This window comes from Methylomonas sp. Kb3 (genome assembly GCF_002834115.1).
GTDB classification, from domain to species: Bacteria; Pseudomonadota; Gammaproteobacteria; order Methylococcales; family Methylomonadaceae; genus Methylomonas; species Methylomonas defluvii.
This window is the reverse complement of the sequence record NZ_PIZT01000015.1, coordinates 260,306-286,061: the sequence shown is the minus strand read 5'-3', so window position 1 is coordinate 286,061 and position 25,756 is coordinate 260,306. Positions and strand designations below refer to the sequence as shown.

At 52.7% G+C, this 25,756-nt stretch carries 30 protein-coding genes; 24 read left to right on the top strand and 6 right to left on the bottom strand.

Annotation, left to right across the window (positions count from 1 at the left end; all coding sequences use genetic code 11):
- Nucleotides 1-261: 261 nt before the first annotated feature.
- The 6 genes from CWO84_RS11995 (at nucleotide 262) to CWO84_RS11970 (ending at nucleotide 6,493) form a co-directional block, all read left to right on the top strand.
- Nucleotides 262-2,751, top strand: coding sequence for a hypothetical protein (locus tag CWO84_RS11995; protein ID WP_101052861.1), 2,490 nt, complete (start codon nucleotides 262-264; stop codon nucleotides 2,749-2,751).
- Between the two features lie 6 nt (nucleotides 2,752-2,757).
- Nucleotides 2,758-3,093, top strand: a complete 336-nt coding sequence (locus tag CWO84_RS11990; RefSeq protein ID WP_033156972.1) for a DnaJ domain-containing protein — start codon at nucleotides 2,758-2,760, stop codon at nucleotides 3,091-3,093.
- The gene (gene grpE, locus CWO84_RS11985) at nucleotides 3,090-3,740 is read left to right on the top strand and encodes a nucleotide exchange factor GrpE (RefSeq protein ID WP_033156971.1); all 651 of its coding nucleotides are present in this window, start codon (nucleotides 3,090-3,092) and stop codon (nucleotides 3,738-3,740) included. The genes CWO84_RS11990 and grpE overlap by 4 nt, the downstream gene beginning before the upstream one ends.
- A gap of 17 nt (nucleotides 3,741-3,757) precedes the next feature.
- Nucleotides 3,758-5,497, top strand: coding sequence for an Hsp70 family protein (locus tag CWO84_RS11980; protein ID WP_033156970.1), 1,740 nt, complete (start codon nucleotides 3,758-3,760; stop codon nucleotides 5,495-5,497).
- The gene (locus CWO84_RS11975) at nucleotides 5,494-5,901 is read left to right on the top strand and encodes a hypothetical protein (RefSeq protein ID WP_084153303.1); all 408 of its coding nucleotides are present in this window, start codon (nucleotides 5,494-5,496) and stop codon (nucleotides 5,899-5,901) included. The genes CWO84_RS11980 and CWO84_RS11975 overlap by 4 nt, the downstream gene beginning before the upstream one ends.
- Before the next feature lie 121 nt (nucleotides 5,902-6,022).
- Nucleotides 6,023-6,493 (top strand): hypothetical protein, encoded by a 471-nt coding sequence (locus CWO84_RS11970; RefSeq protein WP_033156969.1) that lies wholly within the window; start codon nucleotides 6,023-6,025, stop codon nucleotides 6,491-6,493.
- An 11-nt stretch (nucleotides 6,494-6,504) separates the two neighbouring features.
- Here the strand turns inward: CWO84_RS11970 and CWO84_RS11965 are convergent, their stop codons facing one another.
- Nucleotides 6,505-7,254 carry a hypothetical protein gene (locus CWO84_RS11965; protein ID WP_033156968.1) on the bottom strand — a complete coding sequence of 250 codons (750 nt, stop codon included), beginning with the start codon at nucleotides 7,252-7,254 and terminating at the stop codon, nucleotides 6,505-6,507.
- Nucleotides 7,255-7,401: 147 nt separating this feature from the next.
- On the opposite strand from CWO84_RS11965, the gene CWO84_RS11960 reads away from it, so the two are divergent.
- Nucleotides 7,402-7,923 carry a GNAT family N-acetyltransferase gene (locus tag CWO84_RS11960; protein WP_033156967.1) on the top strand — a complete coding sequence of 174 codons (522 nt, stop codon included), beginning with the start codon at nucleotides 7,402-7,404 and terminating at the stop codon, nucleotides 7,921-7,923.
- Nucleotides 7,924-7,946: 23 nt separating this feature from the next.
- Here the strand turns inward: CWO84_RS11960 and CWO84_RS11955 are convergent, their stop codons facing one another.
- Entirely contained in the window at nucleotides 7,947-8,858 is a 912-nt protein-coding gene (locus CWO84_RS11955; RefSeq protein ID WP_205800373.1) for a response regulator, read from the bottom strand.
- Nucleotides 8,859-9,136: 278 nt separating this feature from the next.
- Here CWO84_RS11955 and CWO84_RS11950 point away from each other — a divergent pair, with 278 nt between their 5' ends.
- Nucleotides 9,137-9,979, top strand: a complete 843-nt coding sequence (locus CWO84_RS11950; RefSeq protein ID WP_084153302.1) for a matrixin family metalloprotease — start codon at nucleotides 9,137-9,139, stop codon at nucleotides 9,977-9,979.
- A 209-nt stretch (nucleotides 9,980-10,188) separates the two neighbouring features.
- On the opposite strand, the gene CWO84_RS11945 is transcribed toward CWO84_RS11950, so the two are convergent.
- The 3 genes from CWO84_RS11945 to CWO84_RS11935 are packed head-to-tail and all read right to left on the bottom strand — an operon-like array spanning nucleotide 10,189 to nucleotide 13,460.
- Nucleotides 10,189-12,576 (bottom strand): ATP-binding protein, encoded by a 2,388-nt coding sequence (locus tag CWO84_RS11945; protein WP_033156964.1) that lies wholly within the window; start codon nucleotides 12,574-12,576, stop codon nucleotides 10,189-10,191.
- 8 nt (nucleotides 12,577-12,584) lie between these two features.
- On the bottom strand, nucleotides 12,585-13,193 hold the full coding sequence (gene ribA, locus CWO84_RS11940; RefSeq protein ID WP_051670028.1) for a GTP cyclohydrolase II: 609 nt from the start codon (nucleotides 13,191-13,193) through the stop codon (nucleotides 12,585-12,587).
- Nucleotides 13,194-13,220: 27 nt separating this feature from the next.
- Nucleotides 13,221-13,460, bottom strand: a complete 240-nt coding sequence (locus CWO84_RS11935) for a hypothetical protein (RefSeq protein ID WP_033156963.1) — start codon at nucleotides 13,458-13,460, stop codon at nucleotides 13,221-13,223.
- Nucleotides 13,461-13,514: 54 nt separating this feature from the next.
- On the opposite strand from CWO84_RS11935, the gene mnmG reads away from it, so the two are divergent.
- The 7 genes from mnmG (at nucleotide 13,515) to CWO84_RS11900 (ending at nucleotide 18,512) form a co-directional block, all read left to right on the top strand.
- Nucleotides 13,515-15,383 (top strand): tRNA uridine-5-carboxymethylaminomethyl(34) synthesis enzyme MnmG, encoded by a 1,869-nt coding sequence (mnmG, locus tag CWO84_RS11930; protein WP_033157015.1) that lies wholly within the window; start codon nucleotides 13,515-13,517, stop codon nucleotides 15,381-15,383.
- A 40-nt stretch (nucleotides 15,384-15,423) separates the two neighbouring features.
- A complete protein-coding gene (locus CWO84_RS24630) occupies nucleotides 15,424-15,636 on the top strand; it encodes a hypothetical protein (RefSeq protein WP_033156962.1) in 213 nt (70 codons plus the stop codon).
- A complete protein-coding gene (locus tag CWO84_RS11920) occupies nucleotides 15,626-15,889 on the top strand; it encodes a type II toxin-antitoxin system RelE/ParE family toxin (protein ID WP_033156961.1) in 264 nt (87 codons plus the stop codon). The genes CWO84_RS24630 and CWO84_RS11920 overlap by 11 nt, the downstream gene beginning before the upstream one ends.
- Nucleotides 15,890-15,929: 40 nt before the next feature.
- Nucleotides 15,930-16,205, top strand: coding sequence for a hypothetical protein (locus CWO84_RS11915; protein WP_051670026.1), 276 nt, complete (start codon nucleotides 15,930-15,932; stop codon nucleotides 16,203-16,205).
- Between the two features lie 72 nt (nucleotides 16,206-16,277).
- Complete coding sequence (gene rsmG, locus CWO84_RS11910) at nucleotides 16,278-16,898, top strand: 16S rRNA (guanine(527)-N(7))-methyltransferase RsmG (protein ID WP_033156960.1); 621 nt, start codon at nucleotides 16,278-16,280, stop codon at nucleotides 16,896-16,898.
- Nucleotides 16,891-17,667: a ParA family protein gene (locus CWO84_RS11905; protein ID WP_020484113.1), complete on the top strand. Its 777-nt coding sequence runs from the start codon at nucleotides 16,891-16,893 to the stop codon at nucleotides 17,665-17,667. The genes rsmG and CWO84_RS11905 overlap by 8 nt, the downstream gene beginning before the upstream one ends.
- Entirely contained in the window at nucleotides 17,664-18,512 is an 849-nt protein-coding gene (locus CWO84_RS11900; RefSeq protein WP_033156959.1) for a ParB/RepB/Spo0J family partition protein, read from the top strand. The genes CWO84_RS11905 and CWO84_RS11900 overlap by 4 nt, the downstream gene beginning before the upstream one ends.
- 166 nt (nucleotides 18,513-18,678) lie before the next feature.
- On the opposite strand, the gene CWO84_RS24400 is transcribed toward CWO84_RS11900, so the two are convergent.
- Nucleotides 18,679-18,825: a hypothetical protein gene (locus CWO84_RS24400; RefSeq protein WP_165385999.1), complete on the bottom strand. Its 147-nt coding sequence runs from the start codon at nucleotides 18,823-18,825 to the stop codon at nucleotides 18,679-18,681.
- On the opposite strand from CWO84_RS24400, the gene CWO84_RS11895 reads away from it, so the two are divergent.
- The 9 genes from CWO84_RS11895 to CWO84_RS11855 all read left to right on the top strand — a co-directional run bounded on the left by CWO84_RS11895 (nucleotide 18,824) and on the right by CWO84_RS11855 (nucleotide 25,694).
- Entirely contained in the window at nucleotides 18,824-19,192 is a 369-nt protein-coding gene (locus CWO84_RS11895; protein WP_033156958.1) for an ATP synthase subunit I, read from the top strand. The genes CWO84_RS24400 and CWO84_RS11895 overlap by 2 nt on opposite strands.
- Nucleotides 19,193-19,209: 17 nt before the next feature.
- Complete coding sequence (atpB, locus tag CWO84_RS11890) at nucleotides 19,210-19,974, top strand: F0F1 ATP synthase subunit A (RefSeq protein WP_026147085.1); 765 nt, start codon at nucleotides 19,210-19,212, stop codon at nucleotides 19,972-19,974.
- 42 nt (nucleotides 19,975-20,016) lie between these two features.
- The gene (gene atpE, locus CWO84_RS11885; RefSeq protein ID WP_020484117.1) at nucleotides 20,017-20,301 is read left to right on the top strand and encodes a F0F1 ATP synthase subunit C; all 285 of its coding nucleotides are present in this window, start codon (nucleotides 20,017-20,019) and stop codon (nucleotides 20,299-20,301) included.
- Nucleotides 20,302-20,385: 84 nt separating this feature from the next.
- Entirely contained in the window at nucleotides 20,386-20,859 is a 474-nt protein-coding gene (locus tag CWO84_RS11880) for a F0F1 ATP synthase subunit B (protein WP_026602690.1), read from the top strand.
- Nucleotides 20,860-20,862: 3 nt separating this feature from the next.
- Nucleotides 20,863-21,393: a F0F1 ATP synthase subunit delta gene (locus tag CWO84_RS11875; protein ID WP_033156957.1), complete on the top strand. Its 531-nt coding sequence runs from the start codon at nucleotides 20,863-20,865 to the stop codon at nucleotides 21,391-21,393.
- Between the two features lie 21 nt (nucleotides 21,394-21,414).
- Nucleotides 21,415-22,956, top strand: coding sequence for a F0F1 ATP synthase subunit alpha (gene atpA, locus CWO84_RS11870; protein ID WP_033156956.1), 1,542 nt, complete (start codon nucleotides 21,415-21,417; stop codon nucleotides 22,954-22,956).
- 11 nt (nucleotides 22,957-22,967) lie between these two features.
- A complete protein-coding gene (gene atpG, locus CWO84_RS11865; protein ID WP_033156955.1) occupies nucleotides 22,968-23,831 on the top strand; it encodes a F0F1 ATP synthase subunit gamma in 864 nt (287 codons plus the stop codon).
- 42 nt (nucleotides 23,832-23,873) lie between these two features.
- On the top strand, nucleotides 23,874-25,247 hold the full coding sequence (gene atpD / locus CWO84_RS11860; protein WP_033156954.1) for a F0F1 ATP synthase subunit beta: 1,374 nt from the start codon (nucleotides 23,874-23,876) through the stop codon (nucleotides 25,245-25,247).
- 24 nt (nucleotides 25,248-25,271) lie between these two features.
- Nucleotides 25,272-25,694 (top strand): F0F1 ATP synthase subunit epsilon, encoded by a 423-nt coding sequence (locus CWO84_RS11855; protein WP_033156953.1) that lies wholly within the window; start codon nucleotides 25,272-25,274, stop codon nucleotides 25,692-25,694.
- Nucleotides 25,695-25,756 lie beyond the last annotated feature (62 nt).

The window sequence follows — 25,756 nt, the reverse complement described above, 5'->3', positions numbered from 1 at the left end:
GTGATACTTCCGCATATCGCTGGGGTACTTCGGGAACTGGACGAGGTCGCTCGGAAGGTCTAAGGGCAGCTTCGCAAGTACCCTGTTGATCTTCCGAAGTAAGCCTTCGGTGTGGCGTCGAAAGCCACCCAGGCCCAAGCGCTGAGCCAATCAAGAGAACTCGGATCGAATCAGCATCTTGATATGAAAGCATAGCAGGCGGCATATGCCGTTGCTGTTTTATAATGCCATTTTGAAGCATGGGCTATTGCCTGCACAGCCATGAAAAAAATCATCCAGAAAATTTCCGCCGGGCTCTCGGAATCGTCGTTACCGGAAAAAGCGCAGGCGCACTATGCCGCCGGGCGCTATAAGGAAGCGAGCGATTTATTCAAGGAACTGTTAAAGCAATCGGCCGACGCCGAAACCAAACGCTGCTTGGCCGATTGTTATCTGCAAAGGGCCAGGGGAATGGCGGCCAAGGCCATGTTCAAGGAAGCCTGCGTACTTTGGGAAAATTACGCGGCTAACGCGCAACCACCGCTGCAAGCGCAAGACGCTTACCTGTTGTGGCTGTTGGCCGGCAAAAACGAGCGCAAAGCTTACGCCCTATTGGATGGGTTGAATGCTCGGCAGTTGGACGAAGAGTTTCCGGTGCTTTCGGCTTATCTGGGGATGCTGCTGGTCTCCGGGGTCACGGAATTGTTGCCGCATTTGCCCCAGGATTCCGCATTGCTCAAGCATTGGGAGTGTATAAACGCGGCGCTGGCGGCCTATCGCAACGGCGAGCGGGAACCTTGCGAGCAGGCCTTAAAACCATTGCCGTTTCGTTCGGCGTTTCGCGATTTGCGCAGCTTGCTGAAAGCGCAGCTGCTGGCTGGCGCGGAAATCGAACAAGCCCCGGCCATGTTAGCCAAAATCCCCGACGAATCACCCTATCAACAGCTGGCTAAGGCCTGCTTGGCGTATCGGCAATCCGGCGCGGATTTCGTTGCCAGCCTGTCGAGTCTGGAACACAATCAGCGCCGCATCGTTGCTCAGGCCAAAGGTCTCAACGCCCGTCAGAGCCAGTTATTGGAAGCGCTGGTCAAACTCAACGGTCAGCCCGACACCAAGACCCGCTTCAATCTGGTCCTACAATATCGCGACGTATTCGGCAACGACGCCGCGCAAGCCTATTGCCTGGGCGCGTTGGCCGAGTATCCGGGCGGCGAGAAAGACTATTTCAAACACTTCGCCAGCAAGGACCCGTTCGAGGAAAACCGCTTGCAAGCCTTATTGCACGAGCAAGCCGAAAACGCCTACGACGCCGGTTTTTTTTGGCAACGCTGCATCGATATTCTGAAACAAGACCGGCCGGCCAATGACCGAAAAATTGCGTTGATCCTCAGGCGCATGGCCGACAAGGCCTATTCCGGCGAAGCGGCGGCGATGTTAGCCGACAGCCTGGAGTACGACCCCGACGACCGGCAAAGCTATCTAAAACTGTTAACGGTTTACCAGGAACAGCGGCCGAATGCGGCTCAGTACGAACACTGGTTGGAACGTGGCCTGCAACATTTCCCCAACGATACCGATCTGCTGGTGCGGGCAGCCAAATCGGCCGCCGCCAGAAAAGCCTTTAAAAAGGCGGCGGCCTATGCCAAAGCCTTGTTGCAGATAGACCCGGTCAATACTTTGGCTAAACAGCTATTGTTTGCCAATCATATGGCCCATGCCCGTCGTTTGATCAAAACCGAGAAATTTCATTTGGTCGAAAAGGAAATTCAAGCGGCCGAACAATTGACCATCGATAAAAGCCTGCGCCGCCAAGCCGAGTTGTTGCGTGGTTTTTATCTGTGGCGGGCCGAGGACAAAACCCAGGGCTTGCAACGCATCGCCGATACGCTGGCAAGCCTGTATGACGATCCGGTCAATATGCATGTGCAAGCGCAGATCGAAGCCGGATTGCTGGAACTGCCGACACAGGGGCTTAGCCGCGCGCTGCCGGCGTTTAAGGACTATCTGCTGTCCGCCCCACAATTGCAGCGGCTGATCGGCTTGCTTAATTATTACGACGAGCAATTGGACGATAACAGCTTGGTGCTGAAAGCCCTGGACAAAGTCAAAGCGCCGCTGAAAAAGTCGGTGGAATGGCTGCTGGACCATGAGGCGCTGCTGCTCGCCTGGTGCCAAGCTTTGGAAAGCGTCGGCCATTACGAGCTATTGAAGCACTGCGCCAAAATGGCTCAGGCCCGCAGACACACGCCGGCTTTGATGTATTACCGGACGCTGGCCGAATGCCAAGGCGATGCCAGCCACTTGGATTTAATGAGCTTATACCGCTTGAAAATTGGGTTGGCAGACGCGCGGGCGGATAACGACAACAGGACCGCCGGGTTGATCGCGCGCTTGCTCGAACGGGTCAGCGGCACTCCCGAGCCGCTCGAAGATGAAGCTGAAGACTTCGATCAGCCGTTAATCAGCGACGATCCGATAGAGGACTTGTTCGGCCCCATTCCGGATGCCATGTTCAAGCGCATCGAAAAGAAAATCGAGGAGATCATGCGCAAACGCGGTCCCGATTATTTCGCCGCCCAAATTATGCGTCAATACGGCGACCAGCTCGGCCAGCAACGTCTGGCGATCTTGTTTATGAACCAGGATTTCCTCTGGTCGGTGGCTATACTCGCCGGCGCGGAGGAACTTAAGGTCGAGATCGGCGTCGGTTTCGACGACATCCTCGCGCGATTTGAGAATAACTCCCCACAATATTCACTGCCTTTCAATTGAGTACCGATGATTTCACCGTACCGTATTCTGGGCGTGCCCGAACAAACTAGCGACGCCGACATCAAACAAGCCTATTTGCAGCGGGTCAAGGACAATCCGCCCGACCGCGATCCCGCGCGCTTTCGCGAAATCCAGGAGGCTTTCGAAGCGATCAAAGACCAAGACAGTCGGCTGCGCCATGCATTGTTTGCTATGCCGCGTGTCGAATTCGACACGTTGCTGGCGCAAGCCTTCGGCCAATCGGCTACTGGCGAGACTATGCCTGCGGACGATTTCCTAAAGCTGGCGAGCACGCTGACCATCGAAAAATCGCTCGCTCAATTGACTAAAACGCCATCATGACGACAGACACCCCGCAAGACGAGTTGCTGACAGCCTTGCAGCACTATCTACAGGAAACCGACTTCGCCCATCTGACCGCAATCGACCAACCGGATTTGACCGCTTTATTCAGCGATCTAGCCGGTTTGAAAACCGAAGTCAAAGCCGAGTCGCGGCAATTCAAAGCCACGCTGGATAGCTTGAGCGAGGCAGTCGAAACCTTGAAAGCCGACAATCAAGCCTTGGCGGACGAACTGGCGAAAGCCAACGAACGCCTGCAGCAACAACGCCGCGAGCACGAACGGGCGCTGCTGCTGGAGTGGCTGGATATTTACGACCGGCTCGATGCCGGCTATCGGGCCGTGCAACAGTATCGGCCGGCGGATAGCTTGTTCCGGCATTCCAAACCGCAGGACGTGCGCTTCATCGCCAGCGTTGGCGATGGCCAGGAAATCACGCTGAAGCGCTTGGAACAGATGCTGCAACGCCGGCGGGTGTTTGCCATCGATTGCGTCGGCCGGCCCTTCGACGCACGGACCATGGCGACCATCGCCATCGGCAACGATCCCTCGCAGGCAAACGCCATTGTGCTGGAAGAACTGCGCAAGGGCTTTTTAATGGAAGACCAAGTGCTACGCTTGGCGGAAGTCAAGGTCAATAAACTTTAAGCATTCAGGGAACACATATGAACGACATCATCATCGGCATCGATCTAGGGACCACCAACTCCGAAGTAGCCATCGTCGAAAACGGCAAAGTCACCGTGATCGCCGACAGCGGCACAAAAATATTGCCGTCTTTCGTCGGGCTGGACGATAACGGCGAGATTCTGGTCGGCGCCAGCGCCCGCAATCAATACCTGATTTATCCGGAGCGCACGGTCAAGTCGATCAAGCGCCTGATGGGCCAAGATACGCGAGTCACGATGGCCGGCCAGGCTTACACGCCGCAGGAAATTTCAGCGATTATCCTGAAACGCTTGAAAAGCATTGCCGAAGCCTATGTTGGTCGGCCGATAGCCAAGGCAGTGATTACCGTGCCGGCCTATTTTTCGGACGCTCAGCGCCAGGCGACCCGCGAAGCCGGCGAAATCGCCGGGCTGGAGGTGGTGCGGATGATTAACGAGCCGACCGCCGCCGCCTTGGTTTACGGCGCCGGCCAGCTCGAAGCCAAGCGCATGCTGGTTTACGACTTGGGCGGCGGCACCTTCGATGTATCGGTGGTCAACGTGCAGAGCGGTGTCGTCGAAGTGCTGGCCAGCCATGGCGACAATCACCTGGGCGGTGACGATTTCGATCAACTGATCGTCGAGCGGATTTTGGCGCATATTCGCCAGCAATTCGGTATCGAAGTCGAGCCGCACGGCAAGGCGATGGCGCGTATTGTGCGGGCGGCGGAACAGGCGAAACTGGTACTGTCCGACGCGCCGTTTGCGACGATAGAGGAAGAATATTTGCTGGAACGCCAAGGCACGCCACTGCATTTGACAATGGAATTGGCGCGTTCGGAATACGAAGATCTGATCGCCGACCACATCAACGCCACGCTGGACGCTACCCACATCGCGCTGAAGGGCGCGAAACTGATCGCCTCGGACATCGACGAAATCATTCTGGTCGGCGGCTCGACGCGCACGCCGTGCATCCGCGAGCGGCTGTTCGAGGAATTCGGTTTCGAGCCGCACGGCGAAGTCGATCCCGATCTGTGCGTGGCGATGGGCGCGGCGATGCAGGCGGCGATGATTAATGGCGAGGACATCGGCACGGTCTTGGTCGATGTGACGCCCTATACCTTCGGCACCTGCGCGGTCGGCTACCTGGACGGCATGCCTTATCCGTATCAATACATCCCCATCGTGCATAAAAACAGCGTGTTGCCGGTGCGCAAGTCCGAAGCTTTCGAAACCTTTCACGACAATCAACGCGAAGTGAACGTGCGGATTTTTCAAGGCGAGGACCCGGATGCGCTGAACAACGTCGAAATCGGCGAATTTTTGGTCGAAGGCTTGTTGGACGTGCCGGCCGGCAACATCATCACCTTGACGCTGGACCTGGATTTGAACGGCATCTTGCATGTGTCGGCGCGAGAAAAAGCCTCCGGCAAGGAAAAAGCCATTACCATCAACAACGCGATTTCCCGCTTCGATAGCGGCGAACTGAGCAGCGCCAAACAGCGTATCGACGGCTTGTTCGGCGATTCGGCCGGTGGCGAGGCGGATTCGGTTCCGGAAAGCCCGGCCGTGGCTGCCGCGCGGCAAGTCATCAAGAAGGCCGAAGCCTTATTCGAAACCGTTTCCGCCGAAGACAAGGAAGACATGGTGGATCTGATCGAAGCTATCTCGACGTGTCTGGAAAGCGGTGACGAGGTCGGTCTGAAACAGCCGGTCGAGCGCTTGAACGACATCCTCTACTACCTGGAATCGTGATACCGCGCTGCCCGGCTTGCAACGCCCGGCTCGGTGCGGCCACGGCGTGCCCACGTTGCGGTGCGGAGTTGCAGCACATCTTCCGTAGCGAACGCTTGGCCGAACAGTGGTTGGGCGTCGCATTACAAACCGCGCGGGCCGGACGCTTGGCTATCGCGGTGCCGGCGGTGCTGCGCTCCTTGAGTTTCAAGCAAACGCCGGCAGCTAAGCTGTTACATGGCTTCTTGATCCAACAGTTGTATCGGGCGCTGTACGAAAATTTGGGCCGGCAGGATTGGCAAGAAGCGCGTGGCATTCTCAGTCTGTTACAAATGTTGCAAGCTGACAATGAAACCTTGCGCCGATTTGCCGAGATGATTGCCCAGTTGTCGGCGCAAGCGGAATCAAATCATAGTGTTGATTAGGCTGTTAGCGGATTGCCGCTAAGCTACACATCCCGGCAATTCAAATCCTTTAAGACTTAAATTGGCGACAAGCGCAAGTGCGCTTGGGTATAGTGTCTGCGTCTACTATCGGGAAATCACCATGAAAAAACTCCTGCTTACGCTGCTGGCCATCCTGCTGATCATTGAGGAATGGTTGTGGGATTTTCTGTCGGCTTGCGGGCACTATCTGGCTCTGCTGCTCAGGCTGGAAAGTGTTGAGCGTTGGTTGGCGCAAACTTCGCCGGCCATGGCTTTGCTGGCATTTGCGATTCCGGTATTGATCGTCACTCCGCTGAATCTGGCTGCGCTGTCTTTGATCGTGCATGGCCTGTTGTTGCAAGGCATTCTATTGGAAGTGTTCGCTAAGTTACTCGGTACCTTGCTGGTGTCGCGGGTGTTTAAATTGACCAAGCCGCAGTTGCTGACGTTCGGGCTTATCGCTTTTGTTTATCACACCGTGATGGGTTGGCTGCAATGGGCGCATGCCAAGATTGTCGATACTGAAATCTACAGTTGGTCGCGGCAGGTAAAAGCGCAGGTGAAGGCAAAAGTGAAAGCATGGTTGGGCTAAATTCTTGGCGGCTAATCGGGTTTTGAGCCAGTCAGTTTTTGCCGCTGTTTGAACAACACGTAACCGCAGCTGATCAGCGCCGCTATCATCAACATTGCACCGAGTAGCTGCGCGAGTTTAGCCAGCGCATGATCCTGGGCCAATAGGCCGGATTCGGTCAGTAAATATTCCCAATCGTGAAAACCGTAAGGGGCGGAATGGCCGAAATTGCCGCCCAGCAAGGGCAGTTGCCCGGCGCGGGCGTCGTTGATATACGGGGCAATATCCAAGAAGTTCTCACCCACCCACCATAAACACAAGCCGGCGCCGAACGGATCGCGGGTTTTTAGCAGCAAGGTCAACATGCAAATCGTCGGCATCAGAATTTGGCCGAGGGAGCCGCCCAGTGAGGTGATAAATTGCCCGAACGGCCGGAAAATCACATGGCCGGCTTCGTGAAACGGCAGGTTGACCAGATGCAGAAACGACGCGCCGACCGCGTTGCTCGCCAGGCCCGGCGTAATCAGCAACCAGCTCCACAGCAAAAATCCTGGTAATAATAGGCAGCGGCCCAGAAAAACGGCTTCGTTGTCCCGGTAGGTGTCGTCGCCAAATAGGGTGTCTGCGGGGGCTTCAAGATTAATGACAACTTGTTGATGTTCCGCCGCCGGGGAGTTTGTATCGCCGTGGTATTTGTAATATTTGGCAAAGACGATGCCGCAGTGCGGGCAGGATTCCTCCGCGGGCAGCACATCCCGATGACACTTGGGGCATGGCTTCATGTTGGGGCTCCAGGCTTGGTGGGGGAAGATGAACGCAGCTTAGTGCCCATAAACCTTAGCAGCAAGGTGGGGATTTTTTCTGCTTCGGCAAGGTTTTATTTGTGCGTAAGGTAGCTTGCCGAAGCAGCGAGTTTTTTGAGGTTAATCATGTTGGAACTGACATTTACCAGAGCCGAACCGGCCGATGCCGAGCAATTGGCGGAGTTTATCAATGCGGCGTATCGCGGCGAATCCAGCCGGCAGGGCTGGACCACCGAAGCCGATTTGCTGGATGGCCGGCGCACCGATGCGGCGGATATTCTGGACTTAATCGCCGGTGCGGGGTCTATGATTTTGCAGTGTCGGCGGCAGGGAGATTTGTTAGGTTCGGTGCATTTACAAAAAGTCGATCAACAGGTGCATATCGGCATGTTGGCGGTCGCGCCGGCTATGCAAGGTTTGGGGATTGGCAAGCGTTTGTTGGCGGCGGCGGAAGCAGAGGCCGTACAAACTTGGGGAGTTAATCATTTGGTGATGGCGGTGATCCCTTGTCGGACCGAGCTGATGGCGTTTTACGAACGGCGCGGCTATCGGCGTACCGGCATCAGCAAAGCGTTTCCGATAAATCCCGAGATGTGGACGCCAAAAGTGGCGGATTTGTCTTTGGAGTTATTGGAAAAGTGCCTGTAAGCCAGCTTGTTTAAGCGCAGAACCTAGGTCGGTAAATTAACGGTGGCAATCACTTGATTGCCGTTTCCAAGGTATTCCAGTGAGTCGAAACTCAGCATTCGCGACAAGGCTATGCCGCGGCCATGCAGATCGGAGGCGCGTTCCGGGGAGAAATCCAGGTAAGGAGATGGATCGAAGCCTTTGCCCTGGTCTTTGATGGTAAAGATGGTCTGAGTGGGTGTTCTAACGATTTTAACCTGCACGAATTTGTTTTTATATTCGGGCAAACCCAGTCGGCGCTCGATTTCTTCCCGCCAACAACCTTGACCTACCATTTCGGTTTTTTCTTGATAACTAATGCCCAAATTGCCATGCTCGACGGCGTTGAGCAGCAATTCGGAAAGCCCGGTGGCGACCTTTTCCGGGTTGCATGACAACCCGGTCAGCAGCGCGGTCAAGCCATTGACCTGGCTCAAGGTCCGGAAAGAAAACTCCGCTTTTCTCAATAAACCCAGCGCCACCTTTTTGTTGCTAATCCGGGTTCTCAAAGTCTTGTGGCGGCGGCTGTCTTCCAGCGCTGCCGCTACGAAAGCCAGTAAAATTTTTTCGTCGTAGGGCTTGGTAAGGTAATGGTAAACCCCGGCTTGAATGCCTTCCACGATCGACTCCCGCGATGACTCACCGGTCTGGAAAATAACCGGCAGATCGCTAAAGCGCGGGTCAGCTTTGATCTTGGCCAATAAGGCCATGCCATCCATCTGCGGCATGTTGCGGTCGGTAACCACAATGTCAAACGGCTTTTCGCTGCTGTTCAACATCTGCCAGGCTTCGAGCCCGTCCTCGGCGGATTGAACTTCGTAACCGGCAGATTGCAGATATGTGCGGAGGATGTCCCGCATCAGTTTCACATCGTCGGCGATGAGGATGCAGGCTTTATAGTCGGAATTGGATTTCAACGCCAAATCTCCTTGAGGCTACGGATAATACAAACATTTTAGTAGCCCTGGACTCATAGACAGTCTGCTGTGATAGAAAATAGCGTTTCGAAACAAAGTTTAGCGGCCAATCCCCATTTTGCCCACACAGTGAGTATCGATAATTTATTTTTGCGATTTTTCAAGTATATGTTAAACGAATCACAAAAGCATACGGGCAAAAATGCCGCTTGCTTTTGGTGCGGTCGCGATTGTTTGCGGTCTCGGTTGGATTGAAGACGGAAATTGGGGGAATTACCATGGTTAACAGATTGTGTAGAGTGTTTGCCGGCATCGGCTTTTTGCTGGTTGCCAATGCTGCGATGGCGTTTAACACCTTTGATGACGGCAGCGGTGGGGTGTTGAAGTGGGGCGGGAGCAATACGCCGGGCACGCCGGGCGGTACAATAAGTTGGGGCTTTATCCCGGCCGGCACCGCTGGGTCGGCTTATTGCGGCGATGCCTGCCCGGGCACCGCTCAAACCATGCTCAACATCGAAAATTCGCCGGGCACCGGTTACACCTCGGTGTTGCTGACGGATTTACAGGGCGCCATTGAAGCCGCGATGGATAAATGGGCCAGCGTCGCCAACATCAGCTTTGTCGGACCGTTTACAGATTCCGGATTAGCCATCAATAACCCGGCGGCCGGCAACCCGGATATACGCATCGGCGTATTTGCTTTTGCTTCCGGCGGCGGTGCGGTTGGCTATGCGCCACCACCCAACGGCGGCACCGGTAGCGGCGATATAATTTTTGATGCTAACTCTTTTTATGGCTTTCAACCGGGCAAGGATGGCGATACTTTTTTTCCGGGAGGCTCTTCTACCACACCGAATGACTTCGAAAGTCTGTTGCTGCACGAACTGGGACACGCCTTGGGTTTGGCGCACCCGGCCGCCTTTGACAGTAGTTGCCCGGTGATGGAAGTGGGCGGTTCCTGTTTCGGCAAGATCAATCGTACGTTGGATGCAGACGACATTGCCGGCATTCAATACCTTTACGGCGCGCCTGCTCCGGTTCCATTACCTGCAGCGGTCTGGTCTTTCGGCGCGGCCCTGTTCGGCCTGTCATGGCTGAATCGCAAGCGCGATATGGCCTAGCTTGCGATAACTTTTTTGTATTCTAAGCTGCTTGGTTAGCCTTATCCGAATGTCTTCGATTAAGGCTAACCAGGTTTATTGAAGCCCGCGCTTTTAAGGGTTTGACCTCACGCATGTCTCAGCTATAGTGAGCATTTTCAATCGGTTGCCACCGACTGCGCGGGTTGTATCTTGCTGCAATCTTGGTTGATGAGCCGAGCGACGCGGCGTTATGCCCCGGTCTCGGTCTCCTTATCCTCGTCCACCGACATATCGGAAATTTCCTTTAAACGGGCCACAGCCTTGAAGTTGACGCTGCCTTCCGGATACTGGCCTTCCGCATTGAGCTTGCCGGCTTCCTGGCCGGTTAGCAGGCTTAACGCTTCATCGGCGCTGGAAACGGTGTAAATGGCAAATAGGCCTTGCTCGACGGCATCCACCACTTGTTGCTTTAGCATCAAATTGCGTTTGTTGGATGCCGGAATGATCACGGCTTGTTTGCCGGTCAAACCGCGCGCCGCGCAGAGTTCGAAAAAGCCTTCGATTTTTTCGTTGACGCCGCCGATGGCTTGTACTTCGCCGTACTGATTGATCGAGCCGGTCATGGCAAAGCCTTGTTGAATCGGCGTGCGCGTCAGTGCCGAGATCAAACAGCACAGCTCGGCCAAGGAGGCGCTGTCGCCGTCTATGTGGCCGTAAGACTGCTCCATGGCAATGCTGGCGGAGATGGCCAACGGAAATTGCTGGGCATAGCAATGGCCGAGATAGCCGCTCAAAATCATTACGCCTTTGGAATGGATGGGTTGGCCCAGTTCCACTTCGCGCTCGATATCGACGATGCCTCGGGAACCGGGATGCACGGTGGCGGTGATCCGCGCCGGCGCGCCGAAGCTGCTGCCGCCGATGTCCATCACCGTCAGGCCGTTGACCTTGCCGATGGCTTCGCCGTCGGTGTCGATCAGGATGGTGCCTTCCAGCATTTCTTCCAGGATGGCTTCGGCGATGCGGCCGTTGCGTTGTTCTCGTGCCGATAGTGCCAGTTCGATCTCGGCCTTATCAATATTAATCGCGTTGGTTTGGTCGGCTAGCAGGTTGGCTTCGGCGATGATTTCCAGACAGCTGTTGACGTGCGCGGACAGGCGTTGTTGGTTTTCCGCCAGCCGGCAGCTGTATTCGATCAAGCGCAGCAAAGCGCCATCGGTCAAGGCTTTGGCGCCGGAGTCGGCGGCGTGGCGTTTTAGCAAGGTCACAAACTGGCTAACGTTGTCCGGGCTGCGTTTGATATGGTCATCAAAGTCGGCCAGCACCCGAAACATTTCGTTAAATTCGCTATCCAGCTCTTCCAGCAAATAATAAATATCGCGGGAGCCGACCAGAATCACTTTGACATTGAGCGGGATTACGCCGGGCTTTAGGGTGATGGTATTGATGCCCAACTCGGAATACGGTGATTCAATCTCGATGCGGCCGGCCTGTAATGCCCGTTTCAGGCCTTCCCAGACGAAGGGATAAGTCAGGACTTTTTCCGCATCCAGTATCAGATAACCGCCGTTGGCGCGATGCAAGGAGCCAGGGCAAATGCGCCGATAGCTGGTCAACAGCGTGCCTTGGTCGCTGATGTACTCAATGCGGCCGAACAGATTTTGATAGATCGGATGTGGTTCGTAAATGACTGGTGCGCCGTTGCCGTCGTGTTTGCAATCGACCAGGATATTGGGCAGATATTGCTCGATTAGCGCCAAGCGCTTGGCGATGATCTCTCGGCTATCCTGGCTGCGGCTGGGCATCAGCAATTCGCCGATGGTATTGCTCAGGCTTTTTTCGATTTCCGCCAAGTAAGAAATGACGTCATCGACATTTTGGTATTTGTCGTTCAGCTCGGCCAGCAGCGGCTCCAACGCTTGCTTGATGGTGTCGTTGTCGAGCTGGCGGGTTTCTTCCACCAGCGTACGCCGCCATTGCGGCAGTTCCAGCAATACGTCGCCGAGAAATTCTTCCAACTCTTCAGTGTGTTGGTGGAAGGCGTCGCGCTCCGCTTGCGGCAGTAGAGTGAATTGGTCTTCATCTAGCGCCTTGTCGTTGCGGATTGGTAGAAAAGTGATGGTGTCGCTGTCACGATACAGCGCCACGCTCATCTCGCGGGCTTTGGCGTCGACCAGATCGATGGCGGCGTTGTAACGCTGGTTAAAGCGGCGCTCTATCGCCGTCTTTTTCTGTTGGTAACTAGGGCTTTCGAAGGCGGCCGGAAAGGTGGCCAGCACGTCATCAATCAGCTTTTCGATGTCCTTGGCAAAACTATGCCCTTCCCCGGACGGCAATTCGATAGCCACTGGCTCGCGCTGATTCTCGAAGTTATCGACGTAGGCATAAGACAGCGACGATTCTTGCTGTTCGGCATAGGTGCTTAAATAATGGCTGACCATGGACAAGCGGCCGGTGCCGGGGTCGCCCATCACAAAGATGTTATAGCCCGGCGCCTTCATCGCAATGCCAAACGCTAAAGCGGATTGGGCGCGAGTTTGGCCGAGGATGACGTTGTGTTGTGCGCTTGGCGCGGCACTGGGCAGGTCAATCGCCAGCTTCAGGGCCGAGACCGGCAATTTCAATTGTTCAAGCATGATGCGGGTTATTTGCTGTTAGGCATCGACAGCATGTGGCTCATGCGTTCGGCTTTGGTTTTCAGATATTCAAGATTGTCTTGATGAATGCGGGTTTCGATAGCGATACGGTTGTTCACCTGAATCCCCAGCTTGGTGAGTTCGTCGATTTTCAATGGATTGTTGGTGATGAGCTCAATGGAGCGCACTTGCAGGCTATTCAAAATCAGCGCGGCGATGTCGTATTGGCGCTCGTCGGCGAGGTGGCCTAGCTTGATGTTGGCATCGACGGTATCCAGGCCTTGGTCCTGCAGATTGTAAGCCTGGAGCTTTTTCAGCAAACCGATGCCGCGGCCTTCCTGGCGTAAATAAATCAAAACGCCGCAGCCGGCGGTGTTGATCAAATCCAGCGCCATATCCAGCTGTTCGCCACAGTCGCAGCGCCGTGAGCCCAGCACATCGCCGGTGAAACACTCGGAATGGATGCGTACCGGAACGTCTTCCTTGCCGGCTACCTCGCCTTTCACGAAGGCGACGTGTTCTTTTTTGTCGAGGCTGTTGCTGTAGTAGTGGAGGATGAATTCGCCGTGCTTGGTGGGAATTCGGGTTTGAACTTTATCTTCTATGCTTGCTTTCACTGCTGTGGGAGTCCTCAATCTGCGGCATTAAGCGGCAATTGCCCGCGACTGCTTAGCGGCAGAAGCGATGTTCATATGCCTGGAGCCTTTCGTAATTGCTGAGTTGGCAACGATTACGAAAGGCTCCAGGCCAGCGTGTTTGGCTTTGCGGCTATAGCGAGTTTTGTCGGCGAAAACCTGCGCTTTGTTGAACTGATGGGCGAATTTCGCCACCGGGTTTTTGTTGGGCTTGTCTTGCAAGTCCTTGTTGGGGTTTTGTTTTCTCATGCTTTTTTCTCCGCAAGCTATTAAAATAACGTTTTATTTGAACATAGATTGCCTGTGAAATTCCAGAAAGACTTTGATGTGATCGTAGTGGGTGGTGGCCATGCCGGTACCGAGGCAGCCTTGGCTGCTGCCCGTTCTGGTGCGCAAACTCTGTTGTTATCGCAAAACATTGAGACCCTAGGGCAGATGAGTTGCAACCCGGCCATCGGCGGGATTGGTAAGGGTCATCTGGTCAAGGAGGTGGATGCGCTGGGCGGCATTATGGCGCAGGCCATCGATATAGGCGGCATCCAGTTCCGTATCTTGAATGCCAGCAAAGGCCCGGCGGTACGGGCGACCCGGGCGCAGGCGGACCGGATGCTTTACAAGCAAGCGGTGCGCACAGCGCTGGAAAATCAGCCCAATCTGGCGCTGTTTCAACAAACCGTATCCGATCTGATCGTGCAGGGCGACCGCGTGACCGGTGTCAAAACCCAAATGGGGCTGGAGTTCAACGCCAGAGCGGTGGTGTTGACCGCCGGTACCTTTTTGGCGGGCCGTATCCACATCGGCTTGGAAAATTACAGCGGCGGCCGCGCCGGGGATGCTGCATCGATTGCCTTGGCCGAGCGTTTGCGGGAGCTGCCGTTTCGTATTGGCCGTTTGAAAACCGGTACCCCGGCGCGTATCGACGGCCGCACTATCGATTACAGCAAGTTGCAGGAACAGCACGGCGACACGCCGTTGCCGGTATTTTCGTTCATGGGTAGCCGCGAACAGCACCCACGGCAAATTTGCTGCCATATCACCCGTACCAATCAAGAAACCCACGACATCATTCGCTCCGGTCTGGATCGGTCGCCAATGTATTCCGGCATTATCGAAGGCGTGGGGCCACGTTACTGTCCGTCCATTGAAGATAAGGTAGTGCGTTTTGCCGACCGCGATTCACACCAGATTTTCGTTGAACCGGAAGGTTTGACCACCAACGAAGTCTATCCCAACGGCATTTCCACCAGCCTGCCGTTTGATATTCAGTATCGATTCATCCGGACCATGCTGGGTTTCGAGAATGCGGAAATCGTGCGTCCCGGTTATGCGATCGAGTACGATTTTTTCGATCCGCGCGATTTGAAAACCTCGCTGGAAACCAAGCATATGAACGCACTGTTCTTCGCCGGCCAGATCAATGGCACCACTGGCTACGAAGAAGCTGCTGCCCAAGGCTTGATCGCCGGTTTGAATGCGGCGCGTCTGGCCAAAGGCCTGGAAAGTTGGTGTCCCGGCCGTGACGAAGCCTACATCGGCGTGATGATCGATGATTTGATCACGCGCGGCACCGCCGAGCCGTACCGGATGTTTACCAGTCGCGCCGAATATCGTTTGCAACTGCGCGAAGACAATGCAGATCTGCGTTTGACCGAACAAGGTCGAGAACTGGGCTTGGTTGACGATGCCCGCTGGCAGCGCTTTGAAGAAAAGCGCGAGGCCATCGCCAATTTGCAAGGCAAGTTGGCTAAAAAATGGATACGCACCGAATCGGATGAAGCCGCGCTGGCCGAGCAATTGTGGGGCAAAAAGCTGTTGAAAGAAGCCAGCCTGATGGAAATGCTGCGCCGGCCGGAAGTGGATGTCGAGAATCTGCTGCGTTTCAGCGATGAAACCGAGGTGGATGAACAAGTGGCCGAGCAGGTGGCGATCCAAGCCAAATACGCCGGTTATATCGACAGGCAGCAAACCGAAATTAACCGGACTCAGCGCTACGAACATTTGAAATTACCCGAAAACGTCGATTACAGCCTAGTATCGGGCCTGTCTAACGAAGTCAGCGAAAAATTGAAAAAGCAGCGTCCGGAAACCTTGGGCCAAGCCTCGCGGATTCCCGGAATTACCCCGGCGGCGATTTCATTGTTGTTGGTGCATTTGAAGAAGAAAAGCGCTTGATAATCTGCCAAGACATTAGCCCACTTTAGGAGCGTATGCGATGATTGAATTACCTGCGAATGTCGAAAGCCGCCTGATTCATGCCGCGCAAGACGAAGGTCAAAGTCTTGCGCAATTTGTTGACCGCTTGCTGGAAAGTTATCTGGAAGACAAGGCCGATGCGCAGACTGCGGAAGCCGCCTACCGCGATTTCATCGCCAGTGGCGAAGCCTCGATACCTTTGGACAAATTAATTGCCGAGCATGGGGTATAGGGTCGAATTTACCCCCAAAGTCGCCAAGCAATTCGCCAAACTGGACGCCACCACCAAAAAGCGGCTGCAGGATTACTGGTTAAAATTGCAAGTGCTCGACGACCCGCGTGCTAACGGCAAAGCCTTGCAAGGGCCTTTGGCGGGGTTGTGGCGTTATCGCGTTGGCGATTATCGAATTCTGGCACGGATAGTCGATGACCGGCTTTTGATTCTGGTGGTAGGGTTGGATCATCGTTCCTCGGTTTATAACTAAGGATTGTCCACTGTAAAATATGGGAGCTAGGAACAATTTAATGATTCAGCATGAAAAGCAATATCTTGAGTTTATTCAGAAACGCGGTGTTGGCGCAAATGATCATGTTGCTTCGTCACCAGATTCGTATATCTCCTATCTTCGCTCAGTAGCAACGCTTATTGGGCAAGAGATAACGCCGTCGTTACTCAAATCAGAGGAAGATATAAACAACATCGTGCAAAAATTCACTAGTCAAAGGGAGCCAAAAACCATTCGCAACTACTGTTCCGCAATGCGCCGGTATGTTGAGTTTGTTTTGGAGCTAAAGCTTTAAATGTTCGAAATAACGCGAGTTCTGACGGGGTTCGCTTTGAAAAGGCTTGCCTGGATTTCATTTTGAATTGACATGGATTCACTTATCACCCGTTTAAATGCCGGCCTTGCCGATCTTGCGCTGTCTGAGCCACAAGTCACTTGCTTGCTAGCCTTCATAAAACTAATTGAAAAATGGAACAAAGCCTATAACCTGACGGCGGTGCGCGATCCGCTGGAGATGGTCAGTCTACACATTCTGGATAGCTTGGCGATTCTGCCGTATCTTCATGGTTCGCGTGTTGCCGACATCGGAACCGGTGCTGGTTTGCCGGGGATTCCGTTGGCGGTTTGCCGGCCGGATTGTCATTTCACCTTGGTCGATTCCAATTCCAAGAAAACCCGCTTCGTCCAGCAGGCTGTGCTGGAGTTAAAGCTGAAAAATGTCGAGGTCGTGCATAGCCGCGTTGAACTGCTGCAACCGGCGGAATTATTTTCCACGGTGCTGTGCAGGGCGTTTGCCAGCATGCCCGACATTCTGCAGCTCACCGGTCATTTGCTGGCGGAGGATGGTGTGCTGCTGGCGATGAAAGGTCAGCAGCCCGAGCAAGAGCTGATAGACTTGGCCGCAACATACAGCGTGATTCCGCTGACGGTGCCCGGCATAGACGCCGAACGCTGCCTGATTCGACTGGAGAAACCCAAGCATGGCTAAGATTATCGCGATTACCAACCAAAAAGGCGGCGTCGGCAAAACCACCACTAGCGTCAATCTGGCGGCGGCATTGGCGGCTACCAAGCGCAAGGTGTTGTTAATCGACCTGGACCCGCAAGGCAACGCGGCCATGGGCTGCGGCGTGAATAAGGAAGAAATCGAATATTCCAGCTGCGAGTTGTTGCTGGAAGAAGTGCCGGTTTCCGAGATTGTCGTGAAAAACAAGCAGCTGGGTTTTGATTTGATTCCGGGTAACGCCGATTTAACCGCCGCTGAAGTGCAGTTGATGAGTGCGCAGCATCGAGAACGGCGTCTGGCCGATGCTTTGCTGACCATTAAAGATCAATACGACTACATTTTGATCGACTGTCCGCCGTCGTTAAATATGTTGACCTTGAATGCAATGGTGGCCGCCAACAGCGTATTGATTCCGATGCAGTGCGAGTATTATTCGCTGGAGGGATTGTCTTCACTGATGTCCACCCTGCGCAGCATCCGCGATAGCGTCAATCCCGGTTTGTATCTGGAAGGCATCCTCAGAACCATGGTCGATAGCCGCAGCCGGTTGGGCAAAGACGTCTCGGATCAACTGATTGAGTATTTCGGCGACAAAGTCTTCCGGACCACTATTCCCAGAAACATCCGTCTGGCAGAGGCGCCAAGTCATGGTGTGCCGGTGCTGGCTTACGATAAAGCTTCGCGCGGGGCGATGGCATACATAGCGCTGGCCGGCGAAATGATCAGAAAAGAAAAAGCGGCAAAAAAATGATGCAAAAAAAACGCGGTTTAGGGCGGGGTTTAAGCGAGTTGTTGGGCGATGTGAGCGCGCCGGTGGCGGAAAAATCTCAAGACACGCAAAATTTGCCTATTGAATTTTTGCAGCGCGGCAAGTATCAGCCGCGCAAGGATATGGATCCGGAGAAGCTGAAGGAGTTGTCCGATTCGATTGCTGCGCAAGGCATCATCCAACCTATCATTGTTCGAAAAATAGATAGCGAGAAATACGAAATCATCGCCGGCGAACGCCGCTGGCGCGCCGCGCAATTGGCAGAACTGCGGGACGTGCCGGTGTTGGTCAAGGATTTGGATGATCGCTCGGTGATGGCGATCGCCTTGATTGAAAACATTCAGCGCGAGGATTTGAATGCGCTGGAAGAAGCCGAGGCCTTGCACCGCTTGCAGGACGAATTTGAACTCACCCATCAGCAGATCGCCACGGCGGTAGGCAAGTCGCGCACTACGATCACTAATTTATTGCGTCTGCTGGAGTTGGCCGGCGAAGTGAAAGGCATGTTGGGCAAGGGCTTACTGGAAATGGGGCATGCCCGCGCCTTGCTGGGGTTGGACGAAGCCAAACAAATCGAAATTGCCAATAAAGCTGTGAAACAAGGCTTGACCGTCAGAGCGGTAGAAAAGCTGGTGCGCGAACAGCATGAAGATAAACCTGCGGTAGTAAAAAAAGTCGATCCGGATACCTTGCGTTTGCAGCGTGACCTGAGTGAGCGAACCGGTGCCAAGGTGGAAATTAATCATCAGAGCAGTGGCAAAGGTAAATTGATTTTTACTTACACCAGTTTGGAAGAGCTGGAGGGCATCATAAAGAAAATCAATTGAGTGCTTCGGGGGCTGGCAAATGTCGTATTTCGGTCATGGTTCGGTGCTTTGTCGGATTTGCTACATTGCCGTTTTGGGTAACATTGTAGAAAATCAATATGTTACGAAATGGCATGTGTATTGCTGTAAGCGTTGGAATTGAGCGTTTGGAATACGTCTGTAGTGGCTAGGTGTGGACAGTGGGCTCGTTGGGATAGTCTTGCCAAATCAACAAGGTGGCGACGCTGATTGCTTCTTGCTGAATGTGCTTACCTTGCTTTAGACGTGCTGGCTGGATATAATCGCCCAGCTCAAGACGAAAGGGGAAGTACATGACAGCTAGAAATGATTTTTCTACTGTCAGAAAAGTAGTTTTTGGACAAGTCCTGATGGCTGCATTAGTGGCGTCGGGATTTTTATTGATAGGCGGTTGGAAAAGTGCGGTGTCTCCATTATTCGGAGGGTTTGTGGCTTTACTGCCCAATCTGTATTTTGCCTACAAAATCTATCTGGCCAAGGATTTGGGCGCGCAGGGCATCGTTAATGCATTTTATGCAGGCGAAACGGTTAAGTTAATTTTGACGGTAGCCCTGTTTTCTATCGTTTTACAGATTCCCTCTGTTGATTTCTTAACGCTGATGGTGGGTTACATCGCAGTGTTGTCGGTTTTTTGGTTTGCGCTGTTTTGGTGGCGTGATTAGTTTTTTAGCGAGGACAAATGAGTACTGAAGGTGGCGCAACCGGTTATATAGTCCATCACTTGACACCGTTGTCGGTGGGTGAGGGATTTTGGACATTGCATCTGGATACCTTGTTTTTCTCCGCGTTTTTGGGCGGATTGTTCATTCTGTTTTTCAAAACGGTAGCGGAAAGAGCGACATCCGGCGTGCCGGGGTTGGCGCAAAATATTGCGGAGACCTTGGTCGAATTCGTTGATACCCAAGTTAAGGACAGTTTTCATGGCCGTAGTCCTTTAATAGCGCCGCTGTCGTTAACGATTTTCTGCTGGGTGTTCATGTGGAATGCCATGGACATGTTGCCGGTGGATTTGTTGCCGATGATAGGCAGTTTGATGGGCATGGAATACATGCGCGTGGTGCCGAGTACCGATTTGAACGGTACCTTTGCATTGTCTATCAGCGTATTCTTCCTGATCTTCTTTTACAGCATAAAGGTTAAAGGCTTGATGGGGTTTGCTAAGGAAATGACTTGCACACCTTTCGGCCCGAAAATGATGCCGTTCAATCTGCTGCTGAAAACAGTTGAAGAATTGGCGAAACCTATCTCGCTGGGCCTGCGGTTATTCGGTAACTTATATGCCGGTGAGCTGGTATTTATCCTGATCGCTTTGCTGCCACCTATCGTTCAGCCATTGCTGGGTTTTCCTTGGGCGGTATTTCACATCCTGGTTATTACCCTGCAAGCCTTCATATTCATGGTGTTAACCATTGTGTATTTGAGCTTGGCGCACGAAGATCATTAATAGTTTTATTTTCAACTTTCATATCAATATTTAGGAGACACTATGGAACTCGCATCATTAATTGCCAACGTACAAGGCTTCACCGTTATCGCAGTTGGCATCATTTTGGGCTTGGGCGCAATCGGTACTGCTATCGGCTTCGGTCTGTTGGGCGGTAAATTCCTGGAAGGCGCTGCTCGTCAACCTGAGTTGGTTCCAATGTTGCAAGTCAAAATGTTCATCATTGCCGGTTTGCTTGACGCGGTAACCATGATCGGTGTTGGTCTGGCTCTGATGTTGACCTTCGCAAACCCATTCCTTTCAGCCGTTCAATCTGTTGCAGGTTAATTAGCAATTATCGGATTCATTTGAATAAGCTAAGCCTTATTCGCATACCGATAGAATGACAACGGCATTACGAGGAAAGCATCAATGAGCATCAATGCTACTCTGATCGGGCAGATGATAACTTTCACACTTCTGGTTTGGTTTACCATGAAGTATGTCTGGCCACCGATCATTGCCGCTCTGGAAGAGCGCAAAACCAAAATTTCCGAAGGTTTGGCCGCGGCCGAGAAAGGTCAGGAAGAAATTAAATTGGCCGAGAAAAAAGCCAAGAGCCTGCTGAAGGAAGCAAAAGAACAATCGGCGGAAATCGTCAGTGCAGCGCAAAAACGCGCCAATCAGCTGGTTGAAGAGTCGAAAGATCAAGCCAAAAAAGAAGGCGAGCGTTTGCTTGAAGCAGCAAAAGCCCAGATAGAGCAGGAAATGCTGCAAGCCAAAGAGAGCTTGCGCAAGGAAGTATCCTCACTGGCTTTGCGTGCCGCTGAACAGATTTTGAAAGAAGAAATCGACAAAGCCAAGCATCAAGACATTCTCAGCAAAGCAGCGGATCAATTGGGTTAAGCAATGGCTGAGTTATCGACATTAGCAAGACCTTACGCGGAAGCAGCTTTCAAGCGTGCCAAGGAAACGGGGTCGTCCAAACAATGGTCCGATTCGTTGACGTTTTTGTCTTTGGTCATCCAGGATGAGGCATTGGCTGCCATTGTCAAAAATCCTCGGGTTGGCAAACAGCATACAGCACAGTTGATTCTGGATATTTGCCAGGATCAGATACATGACGAAGCCAAGAATCTTCTGAAAGTGTTGATAGAAAATGACAAGCTGCCCTTACTGCCGCAAATTTCGGTGATGTTCGAGCAGTACAAAGCGGACGATGAAGGCTACGCCAATGTGGATTTATACAGCGCGTATTCTCTGACAAAAGCCGAGCAAGGCAAGTATGTCGCCATGCTGGAAAAGCTTTTGCATAAAAAGGTCAATGCATCCGTTTCTGTCGATAAATCGTTAATTGGGGGCATCCTCGCTAAAGCGGGCGACAAAGTCATCGACGGTTCTATCAAAGGCCAGCTTCATCAATTAGCTAAAAGACTTTAAGAGTTAGAGCGGGAAAATAAAATGCAATTAAATCCATCAGAAATAAGTGATCTGATCAAAAAGAAGATCGAGAACTTCGACGCCCATGTTGAGGCACATACCGAAGGCACCGTAGTCAGTGTCACAGACGGTATTGTTCGGGTTCACGGTCTGTCGGAAGCAATGCAAGGCGAAATGCTGGAATTCCCTGGCGGCTCTTACGGCATGGCTTTGAACCTGGAAAGAGACTCGGTCGGTGTGGTAATGCTCGGTGCTTACCAACACATCACCGAAGGCGATACCGTTAAATGTACCGGTAGAATTTTAGAAGTGCCGGTGGGTGAAGCATTGTTGGGCCGTGTGGTCGATGCCTTGGGTAACCCTATCGACGGTAAAGGCGCCATCGAAACCAAGTTAAGCTCCCCAATCGAAAAAATTGCCCCCGGCGTTATTGCCAGACAATCGGTAGATCAACCGGTGCAAATCGGTTTGAAAGCGATTGACTCGATGATTCCGGTTGGCCGCGGCCAACGTGAGTTGATCATCGGTGACAGACAAACCGGTAAAACCGCCATTGCGATTGATGCGATCATCAATCAAAAAGGCACCGGCATCAAATGTATCTATGTCGCTATCGGCCAAAAACGTTCTTCTATCGCCAACGTGGTTCGCAAACTGGAAGAGCATGGTGCGATGGAGCACACTATCATCGTGGTGGCTTCGGCTTCTGAATCGGCAGCGCTGCAATTTATTGCACCCTACACCGGTTGCTCAATGGGCGAATATTTCCGCGACATTGGTGAAGATGCGCTGATCATTTATGACGATTTGACCAAGCAAGCTTGGGCGTATCGCCAAATTTCCTTGCTGTTGCGTCGTCCGCCAGGTCGTGAAGCCTACCCTGGTGACGTGTTTTACATCCACTCACGTTTGCTGGAACGCGCTGCGCGTATTAACGCGGTTGAAGTCGAAAAACTGACCAACGGAAAAGTAAAAGGCAAGACCGGTTCATTAACTGCATTGCCGATTATCGAAACCCAAGGCGGCGACGTATCGGCTTTCGTACCAACCAACGTAATCTCCATCACCGACGGCCAGATCTTCTTGGAAACCGGTCTGTTCAATTCGGGTATTCGTCCTGCGGTTAACGCCGGTCTGTCAGTATCTCGGGTTGGCGGCGCGGCACAAACCAAGATCATCAAAAAGCTGGGCGGCGGTATTCGTTTGGATTTGGCGCAGTTCCGCGAATTGGCCGCTTTTGCGCAGTTCGCTTCCGATTTGGACGAAAGCACACGCAAGCAAATCGAACGCGGCCAACGGGTTACCGAGCTGATGAAACAAAATCAATACGCGCCGATGTCGGTTGCGGACATGAGTGTTTCCTTGTACGCGGCTAACGCTGGATTCCTGGATGGTCTGGAAGTTAAAAAAGTCCGCGATTTCGAAGCGGCCTTGCTGGACTTCATGCATGCCGACGAATCTGCTTTGATGGCTAAAATCAACGAGAAAGGCGACTACAACGACGACATTCAAAAAGGCATCCACAACGCCATTGAACGTTTCGTCAAAACCGGTAGCTGGTAAAGGGTCCGCACATGGCTGTTGGCAAAGAGATACGTACCAAGATCGCGAGTATTAAAAATACTCAGAAGATTACTCGGGCCATGGAAATGGTGGCGGCGAGCAAGATGCGTAAAACCAAAGACAGAATGCAGGCCACCCGGCCTTACGCGAAAAAGATAGGCCAGATCATCAAACATCTGGCTTATGCCAATCCCGAATATAAGCATCCGTTTTTGATCGAACGCGAAGTGAAGCGCATCGGCATCATCGTAGTGAGCTCCGATAGAGGTTTGTGCGGTGGTCTGAATGCCAACTTGTTTCGAAAAGTTTTAGGCGAAATGCAGCAATGGCAAAGCCGCCAGATTGAAGTAGACGTCTGCACCATCGGTAGCAAAGCGGCGGGTTTTTTCAGCATGATCAAAGCTAACCTGATCGGACAAGTCTCGAAATTGGGGGATACACCGCATCAGAGCGAAATTATCGGCACGATCAAAATCATGCTGGATGCGTTTGCCGCCGGTGAAATTGACGAGTTGTTTTTGATTAGTAATGACTTCGTAAACACCATGACACAAAAACCGGTGGTACAAAAATTGTTGCCGGTTGCTGTGAGTGACTTGGCTGATGAGTCCAAAGGTCGCTGGGATTACTTATACGAACCTGATGCTAAAGAAGTATTGGACAGTTTATTGATCCGATATGTGGAATCCGCGGTTTTCCAAGGTTTAGTGGAAAACAACGCCTGCGAGCAGGCTGCCCGAATGGTGGCAATGAAAAGCGCATCCGATAACGCCGGGAATATCATTAAAGAATTGCAACTGGTTTATAACAAAGCCAGACAGGCGGCAATTACGCAAGAGATTTCCGAAATCGTGGCCGGCGCTGCCGCTGTTTAGTGCATCAAGACAAGTTTAGAGATTTTAAAAGAGGACGACATAATGAGTTTGGGTAAAATCGTTCAGATCATCGGTGCGGTCGTAGACGTGGAGTTTCCACGCGATAACCTGCCGAAAGTATATGATGCGTTAAATGTTAAGGGCGGTCTGGTTTTGGAAGTTCAGCAGCAATTGGGCGACGGCGTAGTCCGGACCATTGCGATGGGTTCCACCGACGGTTTGAGCCGTGGTGTTGAAGTCAGCAACTCTGGCGAAGCGATCAAGGTACCGGTCGGTCAAGCAACTCTGGGACGCATAATGAATGTCCTCGGTGAAGCGATCGATGAAAAAGGGCCTATCGGTGAGAAAGAGAAGTGGACTATCCACCGTGACGCGCCTTCGTACGACGAACAAGCGCCAGCCAACGAATTGTTGGAAACCGGTATCAAAGTAATCGACTTGGTTTGCCCGTTCGCGAAAGGCGGTAAAGTTGGTCTGTTCGGCGGTGCCGGCGTAGGCAAGACTGTTAACATGATGGAATTGATCCGTAACATCGCGATTGAGCATAGCGGTTTCTCGGTATTTGCTGGCGTCGGTGAGCGGACTCGTGAAGGTAACGACTTCTATCACGAAATGACCGACTCTAACGTTATCGACAAAGTATCACTGGTTTACGGTCAAATGAATGAGCCACCTGGCAACCGTTTGCGCGTCGCGCTGACCGGTTTGACCATGGCGGAGTTTTTCCGTGACGAAGGTCGTGACGTACTGTTCTTCGTTGACAACATTTATCGTTACACTTTGGCGGGTACCGAAGTATCGGCGCTGCTGGGCCGTATGCCTTCCGCGGTAGGTTATCAGCCTACACTGGCTGAAGAGATGGGTGTACTGCAGGAGCGGATTACTTCCACCAAAACCGGTTCCATCACTTCTATCCAAGCGGTATACGTACCAGCGGACGACTTGACCGACCCGTCGCCTGCTACAACATTTGCTCACTTGGACGCGACCGTCGTATTGTCCCGCCAAATCGCCGAGCTGGGTATTTATCCGGCTATTGATCCGCTGGATTCCAGCAGTCGTCAGCTGGATCCTTTGGTTATCGGCCAAGAGCATTATGAAGTAGCCCGTTCGGTACAAGGTATTTTGCAACGCTACAAAGAACTGCGCGATATTATCGCCATCTTGGGTATGGACGAATTGTCGGAAGACGACAAACTGACCGTATCCAGAGCGCGTAAAATCCAACGCTTCTTGTCTCAGCCGTTCTTCGTTGCCGAAGTTTTCACCGGTTCACCAGGTAAATACGTGTCCCTGAAAGATACCATTGCCGGTTTCAAAGGCATTATCAGCGGCGAATACGACAGTCTTCCCGAGCAAGCTTTCTACATGGTCGGCACAATCGACGAAGCCATTGAAAAAGCCAAAGGCATGTAAACCACCTCATAGGAGAGTTTTAACATGGCAATGACAATTCATGTGGACATCGTCAGCGCGGAGCAGGAAATTTTTTCCGGCTTGGCTGAAATGGTCTTTGCACCGGCGGAAATGGGTGATGTAGGCATTGCGCCGCGCCATGCGCCGTTAATCACCAAGCTTAAGCCCGGTGAAGTTCGGGTTAAGCTGAGCGATAAGGATTATCAAGCGTTTTACGTGTCCGGTGGCTTTCTGGAAGTGCAGCCGCATTTGGTGACCGTTTTGGCGGATACCGCGATCAGAGCAAAAGACATTGACGAAGCGGCGGCGTTACAAGCCAAAGCCAGAGCGGAAGAAATGCTCAGCGATAAATCGGGTAAATACGATTACGCGATTGCGCAAGCCGAATTGGCGCAAGCTGTAAACCAATTAAGAACCTTGGAAAGATTAAGAAAACGTGGTGCGTAAACCATTTATCGCGTAAAAATATAAGCCCGATGACGCAACGTTATCGGGCTTTTTTTGTTTTA

Coding starts and splice junctions, on each gene's coding strand:
- CWO84_RS11995 (WP_101052861.1), top strand. CDS start 262: ATGAAAAAAATCATCCAGAAAATTTCCGCCGGGCTCTCGGAATCGTCG.
- CWO84_RS11990 (WP_033156972.1), top strand. CDS start 2,758: ATGATTTCACCGTACCGTATTCTGGGCGTGCCCGAACAAACTAGCGAC.
- grpE (WP_033156971.1), top strand. CDS start 3,090: ATGACGACAGACACCCCGCAAGACGAGTTGCTGACAGCCTTGCAGCAC.
- CWO84_RS11980 (WP_033156970.1), top strand. CDS start 3,758: ATGAACGACATCATCATCGGCATCGATCTAGGGACCACCAACTCCGAA.
- CWO84_RS11970 (WP_033156969.1), top strand. CDS start 6,023: ATGAAAAAACTCCTGCTTACGCTGCTGGCCATCCTGCTGATCATTGAG.
- CWO84_RS11965 (WP_033156968.1), bottom strand. CDS start 7,254: ATGAAGCCATGCCCCAAGTGTCATCGGGATGTGCTGCCCGCGGAGGAA.
- CWO84_RS11960 (WP_033156967.1), top strand. CDS start 7,402: ATGTTGGAACTGACATTTACCAGAGCCGAACCGGCCGATGCCGAGCAA.
- CWO84_RS11950 (WP_084153302.1), top strand. CDS start 9,137: ATGGTTAACAGATTGTGTAGAGTGTTTGCCGGCATCGGCTTTTTGCTG.
- CWO84_RS11945 (WP_033156964.1), bottom strand. CDS start 12,576: ATGCTTGAACAATTGAAATTGCCGGTCTCGGCCCTGAAGCTGGCGATT.
- CWO84_RS11935 (WP_033156963.1), bottom strand. CDS start 13,460: ATGAGAAAACAAAACCCCAACAAGGACTTGCAAGACAAGCCCAACAAA.
- CWO84_RS24630 (WP_033156962.1), top strand. CDS start 15,424: ATGATTGAATTACCTGCGAATGTCGAAAGCCGCCTGATTCATGCCGCG.
- CWO84_RS11920 (WP_033156961.1), top strand. CDS start 15,626: ATGGGGTATAGGGTCGAATTTACCCCCAAAGTCGCCAAGCAATTCGCC.
- CWO84_RS11915 (WP_051670026.1), top strand. CDS start 15,930: ATGATTCAGCATGAAAAGCAATATCTTGAGTTTATTCAGAAACGCGGT.
- rsmG (WP_033156960.1), top strand. CDS start 16,278: ATGGATTCACTTATCACCCGTTTAAATGCCGGCCTTGCCGATCTTGCG.
- CWO84_RS11905 (WP_020484113.1), top strand. CDS start 16,891: ATGGCTAAGATTATCGCGATTACCAACCAAAAAGGCGGCGTCGGCAAA.
- CWO84_RS11900 (WP_033156959.1), top strand. CDS start 17,664: ATGATGCAAAAAAAACGCGGTTTAGGGCGGGGTTTAAGCGAGTTGTTG.
- CWO84_RS11895 (WP_033156958.1), top strand. CDS start 18,824: ATGACAGCTAGAAATGATTTTTCTACTGTCAGAAAAGTAGTTTTTGGA.
- CWO84_RS24400 (WP_165385999.1), bottom strand. CDS start 18,825: ATGTACTTCCCCTTTCGTCTTGAGCTGGGCGATTATATCCAGCCAGCA.
- atpB (WP_026147085.1), top strand. CDS start 19,210: ATGAGTACTGAAGGTGGCGCAACCGGTTATATAGTCCATCACTTGACA.
- atpE (WP_020484117.1), top strand. CDS start 20,017: ATGGAACTCGCATCATTAATTGCCAACGTACAAGGCTTCACCGTTATC.
- CWO84_RS11880 (WP_026602690.1), top strand. CDS start 20,386: ATGAGCATCAATGCTACTCTGATCGGGCAGATGATAACTTTCACACTT.
- CWO84_RS11875 (WP_033156957.1), top strand. CDS start 20,863: ATGGCTGAGTTATCGACATTAGCAAGACCTTACGCGGAAGCAGCTTTC.
- atpA (WP_033156956.1), top strand. CDS start 21,415: ATGCAATTAAATCCATCAGAAATAAGTGATCTGATCAAAAAGAAGATC.
- atpG (WP_033156955.1), top strand. CDS start 22,968: ATGGCTGTTGGCAAAGAGATACGTACCAAGATCGCGAGTATTAAAAAT.
- atpD (WP_033156954.1), top strand. CDS start 23,874: ATGAGTTTGGGTAAAATCGTTCAGATCATCGGTGCGGTCGTAGACGTG.
- CWO84_RS11855 (WP_033156953.1), top strand. CDS start 25,272: ATGGCAATGACAATTCATGTGGACATCGTCAGCGCGGAGCAGGAAATT.